This is a genomic window from Micromonospora sp. WMMD961 (assembly GCF_029626145.1).
In the GTDB taxonomy this organism is placed as follows: Bacteria; Actinomycetota; Actinomycetes; order Mycobacteriales; family Micromonosporaceae; genus Micromonospora.
The window spans coordinates 1,797,829-1,822,474 of sequence record NZ_JARUBJ010000002.1; the positions used below are offsets into that span (position 1 = coordinate 1,797,829).

Sequence of the window (24,646 nt, forward strand, 5' to 3'; positions counted from 1 at the left end):
TCGGATGGGGGGCGGCGGCGGTACGCCGGGCACCATCCGCCCGGATCCGGGTAACCGGGATCTCTGACCATCCACACGCCGTCTCAACACCGAAGAGAGAGCCATGTCCCAAATCACCGCCGCGGACGTCAAGAAGCTCCGCGACCTCACCGGCGCCGGCATGATGGACAGCAAGAAGGCGCTGACCGAGGCCGAGGGCGACTTCGACAAGGCCGTCGAGATCCTGCGCGTCAAGGGCGCCAAGGACGTCGGCAAGCGGGCTGGTCGTACGGCCGCCAACGGCCTGGTCGCCCACTCCGGCAAGGCCCTGTTGGAGCTCAACTGCGAGACCGACTTCGTCGCCAAGACCGAGTCGTTCATCGCGCTGGCCCAGCAGCTGGTCGAGCACGGTGAGCGCTCCGGCGTGAACACCGCCGAGGAGCTGCTCGCCAGCGAGCTCGACGGCAAGGTCGTCGCCGACCTGATCCAGGAACAGTCCGCCAAGATCGGCGAAAAGTTGGTCCTCAACCGGTTCGCCAAGGTCGAGGGCACCACCGCCGTCTACCTGCACCGCAAGGCCCAGGACCTGCCGCCGGCCGTTGGCGTGCTGGTGTCGTACACCGGTAAGAGCGACGAGGCCGGCGACGCCGACGCCCGTGGTGTGGCCATGCAGATCGCCGCGATGCGACCGAAGTACCTCACCCGGGACGAGGTTCCGGCCGAGATCGTCGAGTCCGAGCGGCGCATCGCCGAGCAGACCGCCCGCGAGGAGAACAAGCCCGAGGCGGCCCTGCCGAAGATCGTCGAGGGTCGGGTGAACTCGTTCTTCAAGGACTACGTCCTGATCGAGCAGTCGTCCGTCGCCGACAACAAGAAGTCGGTGAAGCAGGTGCTGGCCGAGGCCGGCATCGAGGTCACCCGCTTCGTGCGGTTCGAGGTCGGCCAGGCCTGAGCCGTCACCGGGCGCCGTGGGTGCCCGTGGGCAGGAGACGTCGACGAGGAGGCCGCCGGTGTACGTGACAGGCACCGCGGCCTCCTCGTCACATAGGGTCGGCAGCGGCAGGTTCGCGGTACGCGCCGCACGGGGCGTGCGCGTGGTGAAGGGCGGGGCGGATGACGCAGGTTGTGAGTGACCGGACGCTGGAGCTGGACGATCCGACGGCACCGCCGCCGGGGCGGGCCCGCCGGGTGGTGCTGAAGCTCTCCGGTGAGGTCTTCGGTGGTGGCGCGATCGGCGTCGACCCGGACGTCGTCCAAGCCATCGCCCGGCAGATCGCCACAGTGGTCCGCCGCGGCGTGCAGGTCTCCGTGGTGGTCGGCGGCGGCAACTTCTTCCGCGGCGCGGAGCTGCAGAAGCGCGGGATGGACCGGGCCCGCGCCGACTACATGGGCATGCTCGGCACCGTGATGAACTGCCTCGCCCTCCAGGACTTCCTGGAGAAGGAGGGCATCGAGACCCGGGTGCAGAGCGCCATCACGATGGCCCAGGTCGCCGAACCGTACATCCCGCTGCGGGCGATCCGGCACCTGGAGAAGGGCCGCGTGGTCATCTTCGGCGCCGGCGCCGGCATGCCGTACTTCTCCACCGACACGGTGGCCGCCCAGCGGGCTCTGGAGATCCGGGCCGACGTGGTGCTGATGAGCAAGAACGGCGTGGACGGCGTCTACACGGCCGATCCCCGGATCGATCCCACCGCCAGCAAGCTCGACTCGATCACCTTCTCCGAGGTGCTGCGCCGCAACCTGCGGGTGGCCGACGCGGCGGCGTTCAGCCTCTGCATGGAGAACGGCCTGCCGATGCTGGTCTTCGGTGCGCAGGGTGACGACACCATCATCCGCGCGGTGGGTGGCGACAAGATCGGCACCCTGATCACCGCCTGAGCCGCGCCGTCGGCGACGGCAGCGGCGGTGTGACGACTTTCAGCAGAGCCCACGACGAGCACAGAAGGAGGCGAGGAGACCGGTGATCGACGACACCCTCCTCGAGGCCGAGGAAAAGATGGAGCGTGCGGTCGAGCACGCCAAGGAGGAGTTCGGCGCCATCCGCACCGGTCGCGCCAACCCCGCCATGTTCTCCAAGGTCATCATCGACTACTACGGCACGCCCACCCCGCTGACCCAGATGGCGTCCATCGCGATCCCCGAGCCGCGCATGGCGATCATCAAGCCGTACGACAACTCGCAGATCAACGCGATGGAGAAGGCGATCCGCGACTCGGACCTCGGGGTGAACCCGAACAACGAGGGCAGCCAGCTGCGCATCCTGCTCCCGCAGATGACCGAGGAGCGCCGCCGCGACATGATCAAGGTGGCCCGGCACAAGGGCGAGGAGGCCAAGGTGGCGATCCGCAACGTCCGCCGCCGTGGCAAGGAGGAGTTGGACCGCATCGTCAAGGACGGCGAGGCCGGCGAGGACGACGGTCGCCGCGCCGAGAAGGAACTCGACGACCTGACCCAGCGCTACGTCGCCAACATCGACGACCTGGTCAAGCACAAGGAAACCGAACTGCTCGAGGTGTGAGCGTCCGCCCGCTGGCGCGGGTGGGACGCTGCGAGGCCCGATCCCCACGGGGGAACGGGCCTCGTCTCGTACATCAGCAGGGAATCCAGACGGTCCGGGTGCTCTCGGCCACCTGCTCCCCGGTGTACGCGTCGCGGAGCGCGAAGCGGACAGCGGCCTTGCCCGGGTGCAGCACCGGATCCCTGCGGGCGAAGCCCATCCCGAGTGCGACGGTGCCGCCGTCGCACTGGATCTCGCCGGCGCCCCGTCCCGAGGTGGCCCAGAGGGTCGGCAGGCCGTCCTGCACCAGCGAGGCCGACATCAGGTACGCGCCGGCCGGGCAGTTGCGGGCGCTGGCGTCGACACTGGTCGCCGGATACGCCTCGCCGGGCTCGGCCAGCGGCGGCTCGAACAGGTACAACTCGCTGGCGTGGCGATCGATGGTGATACTGGTACCCGCCGTGGCGGCGGCCGGTGACCCCGCTGCCAGGACGATGGCGGCCGCGGTCAACGCCGCCATGCTGATCTTGTACACGTGTGTGCCCTTCCCCCGTCGGACGCGCCGGCGGGAGCCGGCGCTTCCCCAGCGGATCACGCCGGGTGTGCTCGACTCAGTTCCTGATCCGGCAGTTGACGGGTCAGATCGATGGCTGCGGATTCCGCCCGTGGTGCCGTACCGGCTGGGGTATTCCGCCGGCGCGCGGGCCGACGACCAGGGCGGGGCCCGTCAGCGTGCCCTCGTCCGCCGTGCCGTTGCGGCGGGTGCAGTAGGCTCGGCAGGATTCCCGGCCACCGGGTGGTGAACCCCGGGAATCGACCGACCGTCGGGGCGGTCAACCGGAGGAACATCGCGCGTGTAGGGGATGCTTGTGGTCGTGCGTCATGTGGTGGTTCTCGCGCCCCGTCGCGGTGTGTGATGTCCCGCCCCGACCCCTACGGCAGCGAGCCTCGCGGCTGGGACCGTCCGGAGCGCCCGGTTGCGCTGCCCTGGCCCGACCAGGAGCTGGACGCCGGCCAGTGGAGCCGCCGTCCCAGCGCCGGCCCCGAGCTGTACGCCGATCCGCACGCCCGGCCGTACGCCGACCCGCACCCCACGGACCCGTACGACGAGCGCGGCCGGGCGGTCCGCCCGGACGACCGGGACCGTCTCGACGACCGTGACCGGCGCGATCGCTTCAACGACCGGGACCGGCGCGAGGACGACCGGAACCAACCCGACCGGTACGAGGATCGGGGTCGCTCCGGCTGGCACGGCGATCGTTCGCCGGCCCCGGACGGCGTCCCCACCCGCCCGGAGCGCTACGACGAGCCGGGCCGGTACGACGAGCCGGGCCGGTACGACGAGGACGCGTATCCGACCGCTCAGCTCGCGCCCATCGGTGCCGAACTGATGCCGGACCCGGAGCCGGCGGACGAGCCGGAGCCGCCGGCCGGTCGACGGACGAAGGGTCGGCGTCGAGCCAGCCTCGACCGACCGGCCACCCAGCAGGTGGGCAACGGGCGGGCTGGCCGCAACCTCCCGGCGGCGATCGGGGTCGGGCTGGGGCTCGGCGCGCTGATCGTGGTGCCGCTGGTGTTCTACCCGTTGGCGTTCCTGCCGGTGATCGCCGCCGCGGTCGCCGTCGGCATCTGGGAGATGGCCAGGGCGGTCCGGCGCAGTGGCGCCCACCCGCCCCTGGTGCCGCTGATCGCCGGCGGAGTGCTGACCGTGGGCCTGGCCTGGTTCGCCGGCCCGGACGCGCTCAGCCTGGGACTGCTCGTCACCGTGCTGGGCACGATGATCTGGCGGCTCGGTGACGGTCCGGCCGGTTTCCAGCGGGACCTCACGGCCGCCACTCTGATCGCTGTCTACGTGCCGTTCCTCGCTGGTTTCGCGGCGTTGCTGGCGGCGGCCCCCGGCGACGGTTGGATGCGGATCCTGGCCACCCTGGTCGCGGTGGTCCTCTCCGACACCGGCGGGTACGCGGCCGGCGTCTCGTTCGGCAAGCACCCGATGGCCCCGTCGATCAGCCCGAAGAAGTCCTGGGAGGGCTTCGCCGGCTCGGTCACCGCGGCGGCCCTGGGCAGCGCGTTGCTGCTGTGGCTGATGTTCGAGGTGGCTCCCTGGTGGGGTGCGCTGTTCGGGGTGGCGGTGTCCTGCGCGGCGGTCCTCGGCGACCTGGCCGAGTCGATGATCAAGCGGGATCTCGGCGTCAAGGACATGAGCAACCTGCTGCCCGGCCACGGCGGTCTGATGGACCGACTGGACTCGATCCTCTTCGCGGTGCCGACCGCCTACCTGCTGCTGGTCGTCCTGGTGCCGGTGGTGAACTGAGGCATGGATCACGGCGTTCCGGTCATCCGGCTGCGGGGGTCGCGGCCCGTTCGGCACCTCCGGATCGGCACCTGCCGCCGACGGCGTGACACACTGGACCAGCCATGACGAGCCTGCCGTTGATCCCCGCCATCTCGGATGCCCCCGCCGCGCGCCGGGCCTCCATGCCGCCGAAGCACCTCGCCGACCTGGACCTGGCCGGCCGCCAGGCGCTGGTCACCGAGTTGGGTGAGCCCGCCTTCCGTGCCAAGCAGGTGTCGAACCACTACTTCGGGCGGCTGGTCCGTGACCCGCAGGCCATGACCGACCTGCCTGCGGCGACCCGGGAGCGGTTGTCCGAGCAGTTGATGCCGACGCTGCTCACTCCGGTGCGCGAGTTGGCCTGCGACGACGGAGCGACCCGCAAGGCGCTCTGGCGGCTGCACGACGGTGCGCTGGTGGAGAGCGTGCTGATGGGCTACCCGGACCGGGTCACCGTCTGCATCTCCAGCCAGGCGGGCTGTGGCATGGCGTGCCCGTTCTGCGCGACCGGCCAGGCCGGGTTGACCCGCAACCTGTCCACCGCGGAGATCGTCGACCAGGCGGTGTACATGGCCGGGGTGGCGGCGTCCGGCGTGGTCGCCGGGTCCCCGCCTCGGCTGTCGCGTGTCGTCTTCATGGGCATGGGTGAGCCGTTGGCCAACTACAACCGGGTCATCGCGGCGATCCGTCGGCTGGTCAGCCCGGCTCCGGAAGGGCTTGGTCTGTCCCAGCGGCACATCACCGTTTCCACGGTCGGGCTGGTTCCGGCCATCCGCCGACTGGCCAGCGAAGACCTCTCTGTGACCCTTGCGCTGTCGTTGCACGCGCCCGATGATGATCTGCGCGACGAACTCGTGCCGGTCAACCAGCGCTGGAAGGTAGCCGAGGTGCTGGACGCAGCGTGGGACTACGCCGCCCGGACGGGCCGTCGCGTGTCGATCGAGTACGCGATGATCAAGGACGTGAACGACCAGCCCTGGCGGGCCGACCTCCTCGGGCGGCTGCTGGCCGGCAAACTGACGCACGTGAACCTCATCCCGCTCAATCCGACGCCGGGCAGCCGCTGGGACGCGAGCCCGAAGCCGGTCGAGCGGGAGTTCGTCCGGCGGTTGCGCGATGCCGGGGTGTCCACCACCGTGCGGGACACCCGGGGTCGCGAGATCGACGGAGCGTGTGGCCAGCTCGCCGCCGCCGAGGACAACGACACCAACACCGACCGCGCCGGAGAGGCACCGGCGTGACCGGGCGTGGCGAACGAGACCAGGAGACATAGTGGCGAGTCAGGGTCAGCGTTTCCGGCGCAAGGCGCTCCGCCGGGGATACAAGGTCGACGAGGTGGATGCCTTCCTCGACCGGGTCGAGGCGACGCTCGACGGCCGACAGGTCGGTGCGCCGGTGGCCTCCCAGGAGGTCCACGACGTCGTCTTCCGGGTCCGGTTCAACGGCTACGACGAGTGGCAGGTCGACCTGCACCTCGACCGGGTGGAGCGGCAGCTGGCCGAGTTGGAGGAGCGTAACAGCGCCGGGCGCGGTGGCGACCCCCGAATGGGTGACCGGTTGGGCCCACCGGACCGGATGGGGCCGCCGATGCGCGATGACCGGGGCATGGCCCCGCCGATGCCACCGCGCCCGATGCCCGCCCAGGCCGGCCCGCCCGCCGACCGCTACGGCCGCTTCGACGAGCCGACCGGCGCCTTCGCCGGCGGGTACGACGGCCCGCGCGGCGGTTACGACGCCCCGCGCGGCCCGGCTGGCCCCGGCCCGATGGGTCCCGGGGGTCCGATGGGCCCCGGTGGTCCCATGGGTCCCGGTCCGATGGCTGGCCACGGAGCTCCGCCGCGCGGCCTCCCCGCCGGCCCCTCCGGCTATGGCCAGGACGACCAGCGTGGGCCTGGTGGCTACGGCCAGGACGATCAGCGTGGGCCTGGTGGCTACGGCCAGGACGACCAGCGCGCGCCCGGCGGCTACGGCCCGCCGGAGGAGCCGCGTTTCGACGGCTTCGAGGCCGGTCGGCGCGGCCGCACCGACATGACCGCCGAGATTCGGATGCCGGAGCGGGAACTGCGTGACATGCGCAGAGGCCCGGCCGGTCCGCCTCAGCTGCCTCAGCAGGGCATGGGTGGCCCGCCGATGGCCGGTCCGCCCGCAGTGGCCGGCCCTCCGATGGGTGGCCCCCCGATGGTCGGTCCGCCGATGGCCGGTCCGCCCGGAAGCGACCTGTACCGGGTCGACCAGATCCGCCGCAGCTTCCAGGTTCGTCGCTTCGGCAGCGGGTACGACCCCGACCAGGTGGACCGGTTCTTCGAGACCCTGCTCGGCGGCATGCAGCGCCGCAACCCGATGCCGGTCGACCCGAAGGACCTCGACACGCTTCGGTTCGGGCTGGTTCCCGGCGGCTACTTCGAGGCCGAGGTGGACGCCGCGCTGAAGGACGTGCAGGACATTCTCTTCGGGCGCTGACCCGACGCGCACGCACGAGGGCCCGTCCCCGGGTGGGGGCGGGCCCTCCGTGTACGTCGGTCGCGCGTCAGACGGTCGGTTCAGGAACGCAGACCGTTGCGCCGCAGCACGATGTCGCCGATCACGATGATCAGCAGCAGTGCGGCCAGGCCGATCAGCCAGAGGTCCTCGACCCTGCCCTCGTGGTTGCCGCAGATCATCGCCAGCAGCGCCAGCGCCGACAGCACCGCGCCGATCTGCCCGGCTTTGCGGTGCCCGGGCTTGTGCTGGTCTGGCGACGTTACCGGCTCGCTTCCTGCCACTGTCGGTCCTTCCCTCGCGATCGGATCTTTGGTTAGTCTGGCACGCCTCCCGCTCGGCGCGGCGAGGTGGGGGTTTCCTGGCCATCAGGCTCTGCCTGCCCGGGCCGGACGGCACTACCGGCGTCGCGGGGTGGCGGTCAGACTCGCTCCGGTAGCGTTTGGTGCACACCTGATTGTCTGTTTGAGGGGGACTGTGCGGTGCGAGTGACCGGAACCGGGCACGCCAGCATGCGGATCGACACGGCCGCGGGCAGCATCCTGTGCGACCCGTGGGTCAACCCGGCGTACTTCGCCTCGTGGTTCCCCTTCCCGGACAATTCCCTGCTCGACTGGGAGAGCCTGGGCCAGGTCGACTACCTGTACGTCTCCCACCTGCACCGGGACCACTTCGACGCGAAACACCTGCGGGACTTCATCTCCAAGGACGCCACCGTCCTGCTCCCCGAGTTCCCCACCTCGGAGATGGAGGACGAGTTCCGGGCGCTGGGCTTCACCAAGTTCCTGAAGGCGCCCAACGAGCAGGTCGTGGAGCTCCCCGGCGGCCTGAAGATCATGATCCAGGCGCTGACCAGCCCGACCGACGGCCCGATCGGCGACTCGTCGCTCTGGGTCGAGTACGACGGGGTGCGGCTGCTCAACCAGAACGACGCCCGCCCGACCGACCTGAGCGTCTTCGCCGAGCTGGGGCACGTGCACGCGCATCTGCTGCAGTTCTCCGGCGCGATCTGGTACCCGATGGTCTACGAGCTGCCGCAGGCGGCGAAGACCGCGTTCGGCAAGCAGAAGCGTGACCGGCAGTTCGACCGTACCTGGCGCTACATCGACGACCTGAAGGCCGACCACGTCTTCCCGATCGCCGGCCCGCCGTGCTTCCTCGACGACGAGCTGTGGCAGTTCAACGACATCCACGGCGACGAGGGCAACATCTTCCCCGACCAGTCCGTCTTCCTCTCGGAGTACGCCAAGGTCGGCGGCACCAACGGGATCGTGCTGCTGCCGGGTAGCGTCGCCGAAGTCACCACCGACGGCGCGAGCACCACCCACCCGGTGCCGGTGCAGGAGTTCTTCGCGAACAAGGTCGCCCACCTGGAGGAGATGCGGGAGCGCAAGCGCCAGATCATCGAGGCGGAGAAGGCGTCCTGGCGGCACCCCGAGGTGGACGTCCTCGGCGAGATGAAGCGTCGGATCGAGCCGCTGCTCGACGAGTCGATCTACCTGGCCAAGGGTGTGGGTGGCCCGGTCCGCTTCGACCTGGTCGGCTACGACGGCGAGAGCGTCGAGTCGATCGTGGTGGACTTCCCGGGCAAGGAGGTTCGACCGTACGCCGACGAGAAGGTCCGCTACCGGTTCCGGACCGAGCGGTCGCTGATTGAGCACCTGCTCTTCATCGACGAGGTGGACTGGGTCAACTCGCTCTTCCTGTCCTGCCGGTTCTCGGCGGCCCGGATCGGCCAGTACAACGAGTTCGTCTACGCCTTCTTCAAGTGCCTCTCGGAGGAGCGTCTCCAGTACGCCGAGGGCTGGTACGACGAGCACGAGCGCAGCACCGACGCCGAGGACATCACCCTGGGCGACTGGGTGGTGCAGCGGCGCTGCCCGCACCTCAAGGCGGACCTGACCCGCTTCGGCATCGTCGAGGGCGACCAGCTCACCTGCCAGCTGCACGGTTGGCGTTTCGACCTGCCCAGCGGCCGCTGCCTGACCAGCGTCGGCCACAAGGTGCGAGCCCACCGGGTGGACGCGGAAACCCCCGCCCCCGCCGGCGAAGCCCTCTCCTAACCCGAACCCCCACCCCCACCCCTCAACTCGGTCGATCATGGAGTTATGGTGCCCGTTCTGCGGCGTTTAGTCGCCGTTGTCCACCACCACAACTCCATGATCGACGGGGTCAGGGGGCGGGCGGGGCGGGATGGGATGTCGTTGTGGCTTAGGTGAGGTCGGTGAGGATTCGGCGGGCGGCGTTGTGGCCGGCGGCGCCGATGACGCTGCCGGCCGGGTGGCACCCGGCGCTGCCCGCGTACACGCCGTCGATGCCGGTGGCGTACGGCATCCGGTCGGTGAACGAGACGGTGTTGTCGACGTGGTGGATGTGCCCGCCGGTGATGCCGAAGTGCTCCTCGATGCCGGGCGGGGGCAGTGGCACCGCGTCGGCGATCAGGTCACCGGTGCCGGGGGCGTACCGCTCGACGATCTCGACCAGCCGGTCGACGTAGCCGGGCAGCTCCGCGTCCCAGGTCGTGCCGGCCAGTTCGTAGGGGACCGACTGGACGAACAGCGCCGACGAGTGGTGCCCGGCGGCGTCGGAGAGCGAAGGGTCGACGGTGGTGTGCAGGTACCACTCGATGGTCGGCTCCGCCGGCAGTCGCCCGGCCTGCACGTCCGCCCACATCGCCCGCAGCGCGGTCATCGGTGAGGTGGCCTCCCCGCCGACCAGCGAGGCGGAACCGGGCAGCAGGTGGATGGTCGAGCCGAACGGGCTCGGCGTGCCGGCCGGCAGGCAGGAGAACCGGGGCAGCCCGGTGAGCGCCAGGTTGAGTTTGAGGGTGGTGCCGGGGCGGCGGACCGCCGCCATCCGCTCGCCGAGTGGCGCCGGGAGCGCGCCGTCGGGCAACAGGTCCATCAGCCGGTACGGGTCACACGCGCCGAGCACCACACGGGCGGCGACCTGTCGGCCGTCGGCCAGCACCACTCCGCTCGCCGCGCCGCCGTCCACTGTCACCGCGCTCACCGGCGTACCGGTCAGGATGGTCGCCCCGGCGGCGCGGGCGGCCTCGGCGAACGTCCGCGAGACGGTGCCCATCCCACCCTCGGCGATCATCCAGGTGCCGCCCGAGCCCGGGAGTCGGCACATGTTGTGGACGAGGAAGTTGTGGCCGGTGCCGGGGTCGTCCGGGCCGGCGTTGAGGCCGGACAGCCCGTCGGTGACCGCGTACATGCTGACCAACAGCTCGGAGCGGAACTCGAACCGGGCCAGGTAGTCGGCGACCGAGCCCTTGACGAGGTCGACGAAGACCTGCCGCAGGGCCGGTCGGACGTGCCGCTCGGCGGTCTCCTGGACGTTGAGCGGCTCGGCCAGCCAGGCCGGCGCGAGGTCCTCGCGCAGCGCCGCCAGCTCGGCCTGCATGGCGTCGTCGGCGGCCACGTCGGCGGGGGAGAAGAACTCGGCGAGCTGCGCCCGGGTCGCGGCGGTGTCACTGCCGAAGAGCAGGTACGGCGAGCCGAGGCCGCCCGGGGTGGGCAGGAAGTAGTGCGGGTCGCGGCGCAGCACCGGGATCCGTACGTCGAGGGTGGCGAGCAGCTCCGGCGGCATCAGTCCGAGCAGGTACGAGCCGGTGGAGTGGCGCAGGCCCGGCACCTTCGGGAACGGGCTCTCGGTGCGGGTCGCGCCACCGATCACGTCGGCGGCCTCCAGCACCAGGACGTCCAGCCCGGCGCGGGCCAGCAGTACTGCGGAGACCAGGCCGTTGTGCCCGGCACCGACGATCACGACGTCGGCGCGGGCCGGAATCTCACTGCTCATGCCGCGGCAGCCTAGTCCGCGCCGCCCGGCCAGGTCAGCCCTTCGCCCGCCCAGCCGTCACCGCTCGTTCACCGGGCAGTGGCTGTGATCGATGCCGGTGTGGTCCTACCGTCGGTTGGACATCGACCACTCCGGGAGGTTCACCGATGGACCGTCGTACCGTCCTGCGTTCCGCCGTCGCCGGTGCCGCCGCTTTCTCCGGCAGCCTCTGGGCCGGGGCCGCGCTGGCCGCGCCCGCCCAGCCCGGCCCCGGCCCGTACGGGGACCTGTTGGCGGCCGACGTCAACGGCATCCAGTTGCCGGCCGGTTTCACCAGTCGGGTGATCGCTCGTTCCGGACAGCGGGTCACCGGCACCTCGTACCTCTGGCACTGGGCCCCGGACGGCGGCGCCTGTTTCCCCGCCGGCGACGGCTGGATCTACGTGTCGAACTCGGAGGTCCCGTTCGTCGGGGGCGCGTCGGCGGTCCGCTTCGGCGCGGATGGTTCGGTCGTCTCGGCGTACCGGATTCTCGGTGGCACGAACGTCAACTGCGCCGGTGGCGCCACCCCGTGGGGCACCTGGCTCTCCTGCGAGGAGGTGCCGCTCGGTCGGGTCTTCGAGACCTGGCCGGACGGCAGCCGGTCGGCCGAGGAGCGGACCCGGATGGGCCGGTTCACCCACGAGGCCGCCGCCTGCGACCCGGACCGCAGGGTGGTCTACCTGACCGAGGACGAGGAGGACGGCTGCTTCTACCGCTTCGTGCCGGACACCTGGGGCGACCTGCGTACCGGGCGGGTGCAGGTGCTCTGCGCACCCGCCGACCAGGTCGCCGGGCCGGTCACCTGGCGGGACGTCCCGGACCGGGACGGCTTCCCGATCCCCACCCGACTCCAGGTGGGTGCCGCGAAGCACTTCGACGGCGGTGAGGGCTGCTGGTACGACCGGGGCACCTGCTGGTTCACCACCAAGGGCGACAACCGGGTCTGGGCGTACGACGCGGTCAACCAGCGTCTCGACCTGGCGTACGACGACTCGTTGGTGCCGGCGGGCGCGGCACCGCTGACCGGGGTGGACAACATCACGGGCACCGCCTCCGGCGACCTCTACGTCGCCGAGGACGGCGGCAACATGGAAATCAACGTCATCACGCCGGCCGGCGTGGTGGCGCCCGTCGTGCGGATCATCGGGCAGTCGTCGTCGGAGATCACCGGCCCGGCCTTCTCCCCGGACGGCTCCCGCCTGTACTTCTCCTCCCAGCGCGGCACCAGCGGTGCGTCAACCGGTGCCAACGGCATCACCTACGAGATCCAAGGCCCCTTCCGCCGCTGACCCCACCCCACCCCACCCCACCCCACCCCACCCCACCCCACCCCACCCCCACCCCCGTTGCCTCGGTGATCATGAAGTTATTGCCACGACTCGCCGACGTCGATGGCGATAACTTCATGATCAACCCGACTGGGCGGGGGTGGCGGGGCGGGCGGCGCGGTTGGTGCGCCAGGTGGAGAGGGCCAGGGTGGCGGAGTAGCCGGCCAGGACGATCACGTGGAACAGGTAGAGCCAGAGGAGCACGGCCACGCCGGCACCGATCTCGTCGAAGCCGCCGAAAGGCACCCCCAGGTCCAGCGGAAGCGAGGCGAAGAGCACGAAGCCGTGCAGGAAGCCGGAGAGGTTCGCGGCGGTGAACGACCCGACCCCGAGGGTGGAGAGCCAGTCCGGTGAGGCCGGCCCGACCACCCGGAACACCCACATCAGCACCGGCGTGAGCACCAGCCAGACCGCCAGGAACGACAGCACCACGCCGAGCACACCCAACCAACCGCCCTGCCGTACGAGGCGGGTGGTGAGCGGAAGCGCCAGCAGGATGGAGAGCAGCAGTGCGGGGGCCGGCGCGAGCAGTGGCAGCAGCAGGAGCCGGCCCCGCCAGCCGACCAGGTGCTCGTCGGAGCGGGGCGCGGCAACCGACACGAATGCCCGGCGCAGACCCTCGCCGTACAGCGAGGCCGGCAGCAGGGAGGCCAGCGCCAGCAGCGGGGTCAACTCCACTCCGGCGTTGACCAGCGCGTCCACCGCCCGGGGTGCGCCGATCGCGGTGGGCAGGGCCTCCACGGCGTGCGAGGTGAGCCGGCGGACCCGGTCGGCCCCGGCCACCAGCGCGGTGAGCCAGATCGCCAGCAGGGCGACCGGCACCACCGCGATCGCCCCGTAGAAGGTGATCGCGGCGGCGTGTAGCGACAGATCCCGCCCGCGCACCGGGCGGAACGCGGCGCTGGTGATCCGCTTCGTTCGCTGCCATCCGTTGCCCATCGCCGTCTCCTTCCCGGTCGTCGGGGTCGCCACTCCTTAAGATCGCCGGTCATGACTGTTCTCACCACCGAACGCCTCATCCTGCGCGATTGGACCGACGAGCCGGCCGATCTCGCCCGGATCTACGACATCTACTCCCGCCCGGAGATCACTCGCTGGCTGGCCGTGTCACCGGGCCTGCCAATGACCGACCCGGCGCAGGCGGTCGAGCGGCTGCAGGTCTGGCGGGACCGGCGCGCCGCCGACGGCGGTCGGTACGGCACCTGGGCGATCGAGGTTCGCGACACCGGCCTGGTGGCGGGCACCGTGCTGCTCAAGCCGCTACCGGGCATCGACGAGGCGGTGCGGACCGGGGACATCGAGACGGGTTGGCACCTGCACCCGGACTCGTGGGGTCACGGGTACGCCACCGAAGCCGCTCGGGCGCTGCTGGCCCGGGAGTTCGCAGCCGGTACCCAGGAGATCTACGCCGTGGTGTCGCCGGGCAACGAGCCGTCGATGGCGGTCTGCCGGCGACTCGGCATGACGCACGTGGGCCAGCGCACCGACTGGTACGGCGGCGAGTTGTTGGAGACCTTCGTCCGCGCGGCGCCGGGCGGCTGATCACTGTCCTCGAAGGTCGCAGGTCCGGATGCCAATCCGGCACCCCGGGCCTGCTCCCGCCGTGCGCACCCGGCCGCGCCGCGCCCCGCGCTGCGCGCCTCCGCACTCGCGGCCGATACGGCTCAACGTGCTGTCCGCCCTGCCGCCTGCCCTCCTCGCGGCCTCGCGGCCGGTGACGTCCAGCCGCCCGACGACGTGTGGCGCGTGCAAGACCGTAAATAGTCACGCTGGTCGAAGTGTTGACGCTCCCGTAGCACATCAGTAACCTCTGGGCAAAGCCATGCAAGATTTCGACAAAGTCGTGCTTGTTTTCGTGCATCAGCTCGGAAGACCCGGCTTGACGTCTTCGCATGCCGCTGTACTGCCGCTCACCCCACCCGTGGTCACCCCCGCCCGCGGCAACCGTCCCCCGACGACAGGACAGTCATGAGACGAACGAATCTGTTCAGGATGGTGGCGGCCACAGCTGCCGCCGCGCTGGTCGCCACGGCCGGGGCGACCGCCGTCGCGATCCCGGCCGCCGCCCGCCCCGCCGAAGCTGCCCGCCCCGCCGACACGGCGGCCGCGCCGAGCAGCGACTTCGCCCCGGCTGCCACCAACCTCGCCCAGGGCCGGCCCACCCAGGAGAGCGGCCACGCCGACGTCTACGACTCGTCGAAGGTCGTCGACGGCAACGCGGGCAGCTACTGGGAGAGCGTCAACAACGCGTTCCCGCAGTGGGTACAGGTCGACCTCGGCGCAGCGCAGAGCGTCAACCAGGTCGTGCTGAAGCTGCCGACGAACGGCTGGGCGACCCGGACGCAGACGTTGAGCGTGCGGGGCAGCACCAACGGTTCGTCCTTCACCGATCTGGTCGGGTCGCAGACGTACACCTTCAACCCGGCGAGCGGCAGCACTGTCACGATCAACTTCAGCGCGACCTCCACCCGCTACGTGCGGATCACCGTCACCGCGAACAGCGGCTGGCCGGCGGGGCAGCTCTCCGAGCTGGAGGTGTACGGCAGCGGAGGCACCACCCCGGACACCACCGCGCCGAGCGTCCCGGGCAGCCTCTCGTACACCCAGTCGGGCACCACCATCAGCCTCAACTGGGTCGCGTCGACCGACAACGCGGGCGGCAGCGGCATCGCCGGCTACGACGTCTACCGCAACGGCGCGTTCCTCCAGTCCGTCGGGAACGTGACCACCTTCAACGACACCCAGCCGGTCACGGCGACGGTGTCGTACTACGTCCGGGCGCGCGACGCCGCCGGCAACCTGTCCGGTAACAGCAACACGGTCACCCGCACGGGCAGTGGCGACACCACCGCGCCGAGCGTCCCGGGGACGCTGTCGCAGAGCACGTCGGGCAGCACGATCACGCTGAACTGGGGTGCCTCCACCGACTCCGGTGGCAGTGGCCTGGCCGGCTACAACGTCTACCGGGGTGGCAACCTGATCGCGACGCTGGGCACCGTCCTCACCTACCAGGACACCCAGCCGGCGACGGCCACCGTCTCCTACTACGTCCGGGCCCGTGACGGCGCCGGCAACCTGTCCGGCAACAGCAACACCGTCACCCGGACCGGCAGCAACCCGCCTGCCTGCACCAACGTGGCGCAGGGCAAGAGCATGACAGCGAGCGGCTCCACCTTCAGCTTCACCCCGGACAAGGCGAACGACGGGCAGCTCGGCACCTACTGGGAGGGCGCGGCGAGCTACCCGCAGAACCTGACAGTGGCGCTGGGCGCGAACCACTCGATCTCCGGTGTCACCGTCAAGCTCAACCCGGACTCGGCCTGGGGTACGCGTACCCAGACCATCCAGGTCCTCGGCCGCGACCAGGCGTCGTCGTCGTACACCAGTCTGGTGTCGGCGGCGGCCTACCAGTTCGTGCAGGGCACCAACGTGGTGACCATCCCGGTCAGCGCGACCACCGCGGACGTGCAGTTGCGGTTCACCGGCAACACCGGCGCACCGTCCGGGCAGGTCGCGGAGCTTGAGGTGTGCGGTACGCCGGCACCCAACCCGGACCTGGTGGTCAGCTCGCTGAGCTGGTCGCCGTCGTCGCCCAGCGAGGTCAGCCAGGTGACCTTGTCGGCGGTGGTGCAGAACATCGGATCCGCCGCCGCGGCGGCCACCACAGTCAACTTCAGCCTGGCCGGCGCGGTCGTGGGCAGCGCCACTGTGGGCGCGCTCGCCGCGGGCGCCTCGACCACCGTGTCGTTCAACGCCGGTACGCGGCCGATGGGCAGTTACGCCGTCTCGGCGGTGGTCGACCCGACGAACACGATCGTCGAGCAGAACAACGGCAACAACAGCCTCACCGCACCGTCGCCCCTTGTCGTGGCGCAGGCCCCGGGCCCGGACCTCCAGGTGCTCAGCATCGCCTCCAACCCGCCGAACCCGGCGGTCGGGGCGTCCGTCACCTTCACCGTGGCGGTCCGCAACCGGGGTACCACCGCGACCGGCGCGACGACAGTCACCCGGTTGGTGGCGGGCAGCACCACCCTCAACACCAACACCGCCTCGATCGCGGCCGGCGCGACGGTCACCGTGGCCGTCAGCGGCAGTTGGACCGCCACCAGCGGCGGTGCCACCCTCACCGCCACCGCTGACGCCACCAACGTGGTCGCCGAGACCAACGAGACCAACAACGCGTTCAGCCAGTCGATAGTGGTCGGGCGCGGGGCAGCCGTCCCATACACCTCCTACGAGGCGGAGGCCGGTCGTTACCAGGGCACGCTGCTGGAGGCCGACCCGCTGCGCACCTTCGGCCACACCAACTTCGCCAGCGAGTCCTCGGGCCGCAAGTCGGTACGGCTCACCAGCACCGGCCAGTTCGTGGAGTTCACCTCGGCCAACCAGGCCAACTCCATAGTGGTGCGCAACTCCATCCCGGACGCTCCCGGCGGTGGCGGCATCGAGGCGACCATCAGCCTCTACGTCAACGACGTCTTCTCCCGGAAGTTGACCCTGTCGTCGAAGCACAGCTGGCTCTACGGCAACACCGACGGGCCGGAGGCGCTGACCAACACCCCGCAGGCCGACGCCCGGCGGCTCTTCGACGAGTCGAACGCGCTGCTGGCGCAGTCGTACCCGGCCGGCACCCGCTTCAAGTTGCAGCGCGACTCGGGTGACACCGCCTCGTTCTACGTCATCGACATGATCGACCTGGAGCAGGTGGCACCGCCCGCGAGCCAGCCGGCCGGCTGCACCTCGATCACCGCGTACGGTGCGGTCCCGAACGACGGGCTCGACGACACCGCCGCCATCCAGCGGGCGGTGACCGACGACCAGAACGGCGTCATCGGCTGCGTGTGGATTCCCGCCGGGCAGTGGCGGCAGGAGCAGAAGATCCTGACCGACGACCCGCTGAACCGGGGTACGCACAACCAGGTCGGCATCAGCAACGTCACCATCCGGGGCGCCGGCATGTGGCACTCGCAGCTGTACACGCTGACCGAGCCGCAGAACGTGGTGGGCGGCATCAACCACCCGCACGAGGGCAACTTCGGCTTCGACATCGACAAGAACACCCAGATCTCCGACATCGCCATCTTCGGCTCGGGCCGGATTCGTGGTGGTGACGGCAACGCCGAGGGTGGCGTGGGCCTGAACGGTCGCTTCGGCACCGGCACCAAGATCAGCAACGTGTGGATCGAGCACGCCAACGTGGGTGTCTGGGTCGGCCGGGACTACGACAACATCCCCGACCTGTGGGGGCCGGCCGACGGGCTGGAGTTCAGCGGTATGCGGATCCGCAACACGTACGCCGACGGCATCAACTTCAGCAACGGCACGCGCAACTCGCGGGTGTTCAACTCGTCGTTCCGCACCACGGGCGACGACGCGCTCGCCGTCTGGGCCAACCCGTACGTGAAGGACCGCAACGTCGACATCGCCCACGACAACCACTTCGTCAACAACACCATCCAGTTGCCCTGGCGGGCGAACGGCATCGCCATCTACGGCGGCTACGACAACTCGATCGAGAACAACCTGATCTACGACACCGCGAACTACCCGGGCATCATGCTGGCGACCGACCACGACCCGCTGCCGTTCTCCGGCACGACGCTGATCGCCAACAACGGGCTCTACCGCACCGGCGGCGCATTCTGGAACGAGGACCAGGAGTTCGGTGCCATCACCCTCTTCCCCTCCACCCGGGACATCGTCGGGGTCACCATCCGTGACACCGACATCATCGATTCGACGTACGACGGCATCCAGTTCAAGAACGGTGGCGGCAACATGCCGAACGTCGCCATCACCAACGTGCGGATCGACAAGTCCAACAACGGCGCCGGCATCCTCGCGATGAGCGGCGCCCGCGGCAACGCCAACCTGACGAACGTGACCATCACCAACTCGGCCGACGGCAACATCGTCATCCAGCCGGGCTCACAGTTCGTCATCACCCCCTGATCGACATTTGTTAAGTGACGTCGGGGTGTCCGCATGGTGCGGACACCCCGACGTTCGTCGTGGCAGGGGTCAACGCCAGCTCGTTCACCGAGATCTTGGAAGAATCCGGCCCCTGGAGGGGCGATTTCCTTCCAAGATCTGCACGAACCACTCGCGCGGTCTTCCGTGCGATTGGCGGGAGTCACTGTTCTGCGAGTTCGATGCCCTCCTCACCCCGGGAGCTCTGGCCGGCGCTCTGCGCGATGGCTCGCTGGCATGGAGACGAGTACGTCGAGCTGCTGGCCCTTGAGCCGGATTGCGATACGTACTGCCTGTCGACGCCGGCAACGTCCTCGCGATCCGCGAGGAGGCGACCGGCATCGCGGAGCGGCAGTGCTTCCAGTGCTCGCTCGGCCAGGTGAAGACGGCCTGGACCGCCAAGAACCAGGCGCCAAGGACGCCACCACCACGTACACCTATGGCAAGGCCGACGGGAACCAGCCCCGGCCGGCGCCGCGATCGCGGCCGCCGAGCGGTTGTACGAGCTGACCGGCGAGACGAAGTCCGTCACCTCCCTCCAGAACGGTGACCAGCAGACCCTGTCGTGGACGTACGACGGCCAGGTCGAGCGGATCGTCGGCGAGGGCACCAAGGGCCGGAGCTCGTACGTCGGCCCGGCCAACACGTGCGTCGACCTCAGTCGTGGGTTGGCCGTCCCGAACCAGCCTTTGCAGTTGTACGGGTGCAATGGGTCACCCGCGCAGCGGTGGGGCTTTGCCGCCACGCCGAACCTGAGCAACCCGAACCTGGGCACGCTGTCCCCAACCCCCTTGTCGACCGATCAGTGGCAGAAGTGCTGCTGGTAGAGGTGGCAAACAGGTCGGACTGGGTGTGCGATGACGCGCAACTGGGGCTGCGGTGGCTAGGCTGAGCTGAGCAGAATGTCCCGCTGAGGGGGTGAGCCGGATGGCCCAGGCCGCGTTCGCGCCGGAGCCGGCGCCGCAGCACACCGAGCCGTCGTTCGACGTGCTGCGGTGGCACGACGAACCCTGGACTGCGCAGCTCGCCCTCGACCTGTTGCCGGAGACCAACGGCCCCAAGGTTGAGGTCCTGAGCGGAAGCGTGATCGTGACACCACACGCGGGAATCGATCATCAGTCGGTCGAGCGGGAGTTGCCGTACGTGCTGCACCGCGCTGCGCGGAAGGCCGGATTCTGGGTCTATCCGGAGATCAACGTCATCTCCGGAGAGGATCTCTTCATTCCGGACATCGCTGTGCTGCGTAAATCCGGGGGTGGCCGCACGACGGTCCCCATCGCCGAGGCGGTGTTGTTGGGGGAGATCGTCTCGCCAGTTAATCGGCGCAAAGACGTGATCGACAGACCTCGGGAGTACGCCGCCGTCGGGGTGCCGTTCTTCCTCCGGGTGGACCTGCGTAACCGGGTGCCGACCATGGCCCTGTTCGAGCTGTCCGACGGCGAGTACCGGCCGTTGGCCGCCGCTGCGGCAGGGAGCACCTTCGCGATGCGGGAGCCGTTCGAGTTCTCCATTGATCCGGCCGAGTTGCTGGACGAGGAGGAGCCGGCCGAGGAGGGCTGAGCCGCCCCTTGATCGACACAAGGTCGGCGAGGTGGGGGTGTCGGGTAGCGGGGTTACGGCTAGATCGGCGATGTGGTGTTGATCAAGGGTGGGCGCGAGGGCGGGCGCAGCGGGGCGGGACGGCGCGGGGGAGGGCTGAGGCTCCCAGCGGGCTTGCAGTGACGGTGGGGAAGAATGGGCTCGTGACTTCACCCCGCGATCTTGTTCTGCTCGGGTCCACAGGTTCGATCGGTACGCAGGCCATCGACATCGTCCGGCGTAACCCGGACCGGTTCCGGGTGGTCGCCGTGGGCGCGGGTGGTGGCAACGTCGAGCTGCTCGCCGCGCAGGCCCTGGAGCTGGGCGTCGACGCGGTCGGGGTGGCTCGGGCGTCCGCCGCGCAGGATCTCCAGCTCGCGTTCTACGCGGAGGCGAGTCGGCGTGGGTGGGCCACCGGTGACTTCAAGCTTCCCAAGATCGTGGCCGGGCCGGACGCGATGGCCGAGCTGGCCCAGTGGCCGTGCGACATCGTGCTCAACGGGGTGGTCGGCTCGCTGGGCCTCGCTCCTACGCTGGCCGCGCTGGGTGCTGGTCGTACCCTCGCGCTTGCCAACAAGGAGTCGCTCGTGGCCGGCGGCCCGCTGGTCAAGGCCGCGGTGACGCGGCCGGGGCAGATCGTGCCGGTCGACTCGGAGCATTCGGCGCTGGCCCAGTGTCTGCGCTCCGGTACGCGCGGTGAGGTGCGCCGGCTGATCGTGACGGCCAGCGGCGGTCCGTTCCGGGGCCGGCGACGCGACGAGTTGACGCAGGTCACACCTGAGCAGGCGCTCGCGCACCCCACCTGGAACATGGGGCCGGTCGTCACGATCAACTCAGCGACCATGGTCAACAAGGCTCTTGAGGTGATCGAGGCGCACGAGCTGTTCGACGTGCCGTATGCCGACATCACCGTGATGGTGCACCCGCAGTCGGTGATCCACTCGATGGTCGAGTTCGTCGACGGGTCGACGATCGCCCAGGCCAGCCCACCGGACATGCGGCTGCCGATCGCGCTCGGCATCGGCTGGCCGGACCGGGTGCCGGAGGCCGCCACCGCCGTCGACTGGACGGCCGCGCACACCTGGGAGTTCGCGCCGCTCGACGACGAGGCGTTCCCGGCCGTCGCGCTGGCCAAGGCCGCCGGCGAGGCCGGACGCAGCCGCCCGGCGATCTACAACGCGGCGAACGAGGAGTGCGTCGAGGCGTTCGTGGCGGGCCGGCTGCCGTTCCTCGGCATCGTCGACACCCTCGAACGCGTGTTGGAGGAGGCTCCGGACTTCGGCGAACCAGGTACCGTCGAGGACGTGCTCGCGGCCGAGTCGTGGGCACGCGCGCACGCGCAGGAGATCATCGCGGGTTCGGTGGAAGGAGCTTGATGTCGTACCTGCTCGGGGTGGTCCTCTTCGCCCTGGCCATTCTCATCTCGGTGAGCCTGCACGAGGCGGGGCACCTGCTGACCGCCAAGGCGTTCGGGATGAAGGTCACGAAGTACTTCGTCGGCTTCGGCCCCACGATCTGGTCGTTCAAGCGGGGTGAGACCGAGTACGGCCTCAAGGGCATCCCCCTCGGCGGCTTCTGCAAGATCGTCGGGATGACCCCGCAGGACGACGACGTCGAGCCGGGCGACGAGTCGCGGGTGATGTGGCGCTACCCGGTCTGGAAGCGGACGATCGTGATGGCCGCCGGGTCGATCACGCACTTCGCGCTCGCCCTGGTCACGATCTGGATCCTCGCCGTCTCCGCCGGCCTGCCCAACCCGGACTTCCCGACCACCGACGCGCAGGCCCGCCAGGAGCCGGCCGTCATCCGACTCAGTGACTGCGTGGTGGCGGAGAACTCGGTGCGCGCCTGCGCCCCCGGCGACGCCGCCAGCCCGGCCGCCCAGGCGCAGCTGAAGAACGGCGACCGGATCACCGCGATCAACGGCACCCCGGTCAACTCCTACGGCGACCTGCTCACCACACTGCGGGGGCTCAAGCCCGGCGACACCACGCAGATCGCGTACGTCCGCGACGGGCAGCCGGGCACCACCAGCACCGTGCTCGCGCAGACCCAACGTCCGCCGCTGGACGACCCGAACGGCACCGTCGCGCCGGTGGCCGCGCTCGGCGTCGGGCTCGTCCCCAGCACCCCCACCCGCGTGACGTACGGCCCGGTCGGCGCCTTCGGCGCCACCGCCGACTTCACCGGTCAGCTCGCCGTCGGCACCTTCGAGGCGTTGCAGCGTCTCCCGCAGAAGGTCCCCGCCCTGTGGACCGCCCTCACCGGCGGCGAGCGCGACATCGACACCCCGATCAGCGTGGTCGGCGCCAGCCGACTCGGCGGCGAAGCGGTGGAGAACAACGCCTGGCTGGTCTTCTTCATGCTCTTCGTGTCGCTGAACTTCTTCATCGGCGTGTTCAACCTGCTGCCGCTGCTCCCGGTGGACGGCGGCCACATCGCCGTCGCCTGGTTCGAACGCGCCCGCTCCTGGATCTACAGCAAGATCGGCCGCGCCGACCCCGGCCGGGTGGACTACCTCAAACTGATGCCCTTCACGTACGCGGTGATCCTGATCGGTGGCGCGTTCACGCTGCTGACCATCGCCGCGGACGTCGTCAACCCGATCACGCTCTTCTCAAGGTGAGTGCCTGAAGTGACAGCTATCAGTCTCGGTATGCCAGCCGTGCCGCCTCCGCCGCTCGCTCCCCGTCGGGCCAGCCGCCAGATCATGGTCGGTTCGGTCCCGGTCGGTGGCGGTGCGCCGGTGTCCGTGCAGTCGATGACCACGACCCTCACCTCCGACATCAACGCGACCCTCCAGCAGATCGCCGAGCTGACCGCGTCCGGCTGCCAGATCGTCCGGGTGGCCGTGCCGTCCCAGGACGACGTCGAAGCGCTGCCCGCGATCGCCAAGAAGTCGCAGATCCCGGTGATCGCCGACATCCACTTCCAGCCCAAGTACGTCTTCGCCGCGATCGACGCCGGCTGCGCCGCGGTCCGGGTCAACCCGGGCAACATCCGCCAGTTCGACGACAAGGTCAAGGAGATCGCCCGCGCCGCCGGGGACGCGGGGGTGCCGATCCGCATCGGCGTCAACGCCGGCTCGCTGGACAAGCGGCTGCTGTCGAAGTACGGCAAGGCCACCGCCGAAGCGCTCGTCGAGTCGGCGCTGTGGGAGTGCTCGCTGTTCGAGGAGCACGGCTTCCGCGACATCAAGATCTCGGTCAAGCACAACGACCCGGTCGTGATGATCCGCGCGTACCGGCAGCTCGCCGAGCAGTGCGACTACCCGCTGCACCTCGGCGTCACCGAGGCCGGGCCGGCGTTCCAGGGCACCATCAAGTCGGCGGTCGCCTTCGGTGCGCTGCTGGCCGAGGGGATCGGCGACACCATCCGGGTGTCGCTGTCCGCGCCGCCGGTCGAGGAGATCAAGGTCGGCAACCAGATCCTGGAGTCCCTCGGTCTGCGCGAGCGCGGCCTGGAGATCGTCTCCTGCCCGTCCTGCGGGCGCGCCCAGGTGGACGTCTACAAGCTCGCCGAGGAGGTCACCGCCGGCCTGGAAGGGCTGCCGGTGCCGCTGCGGGTCGCCGTCATGGGTTGCGTCGTCAACGGTCCCGGCGAGGCCCGCGAGGCCGACCTCGGTGTCGCCTCCGGCAACGGCAAGGGCCAGATCTTCGTCAAGGGGCAGGTCGTCAAGACGGTGCCCGAGGCGCAGATCGTGGAGACGCTGATCGAGGAGGCGCTGCGGATCGCCGACGAGATGGGCGCCGAACTGCCCGAGGAGCTGCGCGGGCTGGTCACCGGCCCGACGGTCACCGTGCACTGATTTTCCATCTGGAAAATGCGGCCGTTCCCCGTGCGGGGAACGGCCGCATTCGTCGTACCCGATGGCGTTCCTGCTGCCGTGTGCGACGCGGGGGTCGCGCGTGCCGGCAGGTGTCGTGCGGACGTCGGCGCTGGTCGGCGCTGGTCGTGCGGACGTTGGTGTTCGGGTCGGCGTTGGTGTTCGGGTCACTCGGATTCGGCGAGGATCGCGTACAGCTTGCGTCGCGTCTCGTCGAGCACCTGCGCGGCCCGCTCGCGTTGGTCGTCGGTGCCGTTCATCATGACCTGGCGCAGAGCGTTCATCGCCTGCGCGCCGGAGTCGCGGATGTCGTGCCAACTGGTCACAGTGGTCTGGGCGACGTCCGCCCACGCCGGGGTCTGCGCGGCCTCGGTGGCCTCTGCCTGCCCGGCCTCGGTGACCGTGAACCGCTTCCGCCCGCCGCCGGACTCCTCAGTGCTGGCGACGATCACGCCCTCGTCCTCCAGTAGCTGGAGGGTGGGGTAGATCGACCCGGGGCTCGGTCGCCACGCACCGCCGGTGCGGGAGTCGATTTCCTGGATCATCTCGTAGCCGTGCATCGGCCGCTCGGTGAGCAGAGCCAGCACAGCGGCCCGGACGTTGGGGCGTCGCCCCCGACCTCGACCTCTGCCGCGACCCCGGCCGCCCCAGGGGCCGCCGTGTCCGTGCTCGTGACCATGGTCGTGCGGGCCGGGCGGAACCGGCGGGAAGCCGAACCCTCGCATCCGCGCCTCGTGCATCGGGTGGTGCTGTCGATGGAACCTCATCAGGTTCTCCCTCTCTTCGTACTGTCGCTGATGCATCAACGATATATCGGCAATGCATCG

19 protein-coding genes and 1 pseudogene are annotated in these 24,646 nt (G+C 70.1%); 15 read left to right on the forward strand and 5 right to left on the reverse strand.

The annotated features are described in order from the left end of the window. Positions 1–103: 103 nt before the first annotated feature. From tsf to frr, 3 genes are all read left to right on the forward strand, one after another. Positions 104–931, forward strand: a complete 828-nt coding sequence (gene tsf / locus O7614_RS08620; protein WP_278137941.1) for a translation elongation factor Ts — start codon at positions 104–106, stop codon at positions 929–931. 161 nt (positions 932–1,092) lie between these two features. Then, positions 1,093–1,860, forward strand: a complete 768-nt coding sequence (pyrH, locus tag O7614_RS08625; RefSeq protein ID WP_030335195.1) for a UMP kinase — start codon at positions 1,093–1,095, stop codon at positions 1,858–1,860. Between the two features lie 82 nt (positions 1,861–1,942). Continuing rightward, the gene (frr, locus tag O7614_RS08630) at positions 1,943–2,500 is read left to right on the forward strand and encodes a ribosome recycling factor (protein ID WP_278137942.1); all 558 of its coding nucleotides are present in this window, start codon (positions 1,943–1,945) and stop codon (positions 2,498–2,500) included. Positions 2,501–2,573: 73 nt separating this feature from the next. Here the strand turns inward: frr and O7614_RS08635 are convergent, their stop codons facing one another. Beyond that, a complete protein-coding gene (locus O7614_RS08635; protein WP_278137943.1) occupies positions 2,574–3,014 on the reverse strand; it encodes a hypothetical protein in 441 nt (146 codons plus the stop codon). Positions 3,015–3,395: 381 nt separating this feature from the next. Here O7614_RS08635 and O7614_RS08640 point away from each other — a divergent pair, with 381 nt between their 5' ends. The 3 genes from O7614_RS08640 (at position 3,396) to O7614_RS08650 (ending at position 7,274) form a co-directional block, all read left to right on the forward strand. Beyond that, entirely contained in the window at positions 3,396–4,793 is a 1,398-nt protein-coding gene (locus O7614_RS08640) for a phosphatidate cytidylyltransferase (protein WP_278137944.1), read from the forward strand. A gap of 104 nt (positions 4,794–4,897) precedes the next feature. Next, positions 4,898–6,055 (forward strand): 23S rRNA (adenine(2503)-C(2))-methyltransferase RlmN, encoded by a 1,158-nt coding sequence (gene rlmN / locus O7614_RS08645; protein WP_269680629.1) that lies wholly within the window; start codon positions 4,898–4,900, stop codon positions 6,053–6,055. 31 nt (positions 6,056–6,086) lie between these two features. Beyond that, positions 6,087–7,274, forward strand: a complete 1,188-nt coding sequence (locus O7614_RS08650; RefSeq protein ID WP_278137945.1) for a DivIVA domain-containing protein — start codon at positions 6,087–6,089, stop codon at positions 7,272–7,274. A gap of 80 nt (positions 7,275–7,354) precedes the next feature. Here O7614_RS08650 and O7614_RS08655 read toward each other — a convergent pair whose 3' ends face one another. Further along, positions 7,355–7,576 (reverse strand): DUF2631 domain-containing protein, encoded by a 222-nt coding sequence (locus O7614_RS08655; protein ID WP_088946662.1) that lies wholly within the window; start codon positions 7,574–7,576, stop codon positions 7,355–7,357. A gap of 198 nt (positions 7,577–7,774) precedes the next feature. Between O7614_RS08655 and O7614_RS08660 the strand changes: the two genes are divergently transcribed. Then, positions 7,775–9,355, forward strand: a complete 1,581-nt coding sequence (locus O7614_RS08660; RefSeq protein WP_278137946.1) for a Rieske 2Fe-2S domain-containing protein — start codon at positions 7,775–7,777, stop codon at positions 9,353–9,355. 148 nt (positions 9,356–9,503) lie between these two features. Here O7614_RS08660 and O7614_RS08665 read toward each other — a convergent pair whose 3' ends face one another. Next, positions 9,504–11,096 carry an NAD(P)/FAD-dependent oxidoreductase gene (locus O7614_RS08665; RefSeq protein WP_278137947.1) on the reverse strand — a complete coding sequence of 531 codons (1,593 nt, stop codon included), beginning with the start codon at positions 11,094–11,096 and terminating at the stop codon, positions 9,504–9,506. Positions 11,097–11,242: 146 nt separating this feature from the next. Between O7614_RS08665 and O7614_RS08670 the strand changes: the two genes are divergently transcribed. Further along, positions 11,243–12,406: an alkaline phosphatase PhoX gene (locus O7614_RS08670; protein ID WP_278137948.1), complete on the forward strand. Its 1,164-nt coding sequence runs from the start codon at positions 11,243–11,245 to the stop codon at positions 12,404–12,406. A gap of 120 nt (positions 12,407–12,526) precedes the next feature. Here the strand turns inward: O7614_RS08670 and O7614_RS08675 are convergent, their stop codons facing one another. Next, entirely contained in the window at positions 12,527–13,384 is an 858-nt protein-coding gene (locus O7614_RS08675) for a YhjD/YihY/BrkB family envelope integrity protein (RefSeq protein ID WP_278137949.1), read from the reverse strand. 51 nt (positions 13,385–13,435) lie between these two features. Between O7614_RS08675 and O7614_RS08680 the strand changes: the two genes are divergently transcribed. From O7614_RS08680 to ispG, 7 genes and pseudogenes are all read left to right on the forward strand, one after another. Next, the gene (locus tag O7614_RS08680; RefSeq protein ID WP_278137950.1) at positions 13,436–13,987 is read left to right on the forward strand and encodes a GNAT family N-acetyltransferase; all 552 of its coding nucleotides are present in this window, start codon (positions 13,436–13,438) and stop codon (positions 13,985–13,987) included. A 426-nt stretch (positions 13,988–14,413) separates the two neighbouring features. Beyond that, positions 14,414–18,397 (forward strand): CARDB domain-containing protein, encoded by a 3,984-nt coding sequence (locus O7614_RS08685; protein ID WP_278137951.1) that lies wholly within the window; start codon positions 14,414–14,416, stop codon positions 18,395–18,397. 319 nt (positions 18,398–18,716) lie between these two features. Then, positions 18,717–19,197, forward strand: a pseudogene (locus tag O7614_RS08690) (hypothetical protein); the annotation flags it as partial. 145 nt (positions 19,198–19,342) lie between these two features. Next, positions 19,343–19,975 (forward strand): Uma2 family endonuclease, encoded by a 633-nt coding sequence (locus tag O7614_RS08695; RefSeq protein ID WP_278137952.1) that lies wholly within the window; start codon positions 19,343–19,345, stop codon positions 19,973–19,975. A 182-nt stretch (positions 19,976–20,157) separates the two neighbouring features. After that, positions 20,158–21,369, forward strand: a complete 1,212-nt coding sequence (dxr, locus tag O7614_RS08700) for a 1-deoxy-D-xylulose-5-phosphate reductoisomerase (protein ID WP_278137953.1) — start codon at positions 20,158–20,160, stop codon at positions 21,367–21,369. After that, entirely contained in the window at positions 21,369–22,619 is a 1,251-nt protein-coding gene (locus O7614_RS08705) for a site-2 protease family protein (protein ID WP_278137954.1), read from the forward strand. The genes dxr and O7614_RS08705 overlap by 1 nt, the downstream gene beginning before the upstream one ends. A gap of 9 nt (positions 22,620–22,628) precedes the next feature. Further along, a complete protein-coding gene (gene ispG / locus O7614_RS08710; RefSeq protein ID WP_088991003.1) occupies positions 22,629–23,801 on the forward strand; it encodes a flavodoxin-dependent (E)-4-hydroxy-3-methylbut-2-enyl-diphosphate synthase in 1,173 nt (390 codons plus the stop codon). Positions 23,802–23,986: 185 nt separating this feature from the next. Here the strand turns inward: ispG and O7614_RS08715 are convergent, their stop codons facing one another. Beyond that, complete coding sequence (locus tag O7614_RS08715; RefSeq protein WP_278137955.1) at positions 23,987–24,586, reverse strand: PadR family transcriptional regulator; 600 nt, start codon at positions 24,584–24,586, stop codon at positions 23,987–23,989. Positions 24,587–24,646 lie beyond the last annotated feature (60 nt).

Coding starts and splice junctions, on each gene's coding strand:
- O7614_RS08675 (WP_278137949.1), bottom strand. CDS start 13,384: ATGGGCAACGGATGGCAGCGAACGAAGCGGATCACCAGCGCCGCGTTC.
- O7614_RS08685 (WP_278137951.1), top strand. CDS start 14,414: ATGAGACGAACGAATCTGTTCAGGATGGTGGCGGCCACAGCTGCCGCC.
- O7614_RS08695 (WP_278137952.1), top strand. CDS start 19,343: ATGGCCCAGGCCGCGTTCGCGCCGGAGCCGGCGCCGCAGCACACCGAG.
- tsf (WP_278137941.1), top strand. CDS start 104: ATGTCCCAAATCACCGCCGCGGACGTCAAGAAGCTCCGCGACCTCACC.
- O7614_RS08705 (WP_278137954.1), top strand. CDS start 21,369: ATGTCGTACCTGCTCGGGGTGGTCCTCTTCGCCCTGGCCATTCTCATC.
- pyrH (WP_030335195.1), top strand. CDS start 1,093: ATGACGCAGGTTGTGAGTGACCGGACGCTGGAGCTGGACGATCCGACG.
- O7614_RS08640 (WP_278137944.1), top strand. CDS start 3,396: ATGTCCCGCCCCGACCCCTACGGCAGCGAGCCTCGCGGCTGGGACCGT.
- O7614_RS08670 (WP_278137948.1), top strand. CDS start 11,243: ATGGACCGTCGTACCGTCCTGCGTTCCGCCGTCGCCGGTGCCGCCGCT.
- O7614_RS08665 (WP_278137947.1), bottom strand. CDS start 11,096: ATGAGCAGTGAGATTCCGGCCCGCGCCGACGTCGTGATCGTCGGTGCC.
- O7614_RS08680 (WP_278137950.1), top strand. CDS start 13,436: ATGACTGTTCTCACCACCGAACGCCTCATCCTGCGCGATTGGACCGAC.
- O7614_RS08715 (WP_278137955.1), bottom strand. CDS start 24,586: ATGAGGTTCCATCGACAGCACCACCCGATGCACGAGGCGCGGATGCGA.
- rlmN (WP_269680629.1), top strand. CDS start 4,898: ATGACGAGCCTGCCGTTGATCCCCGCCATCTCGGATGCCCCCGCCGCG.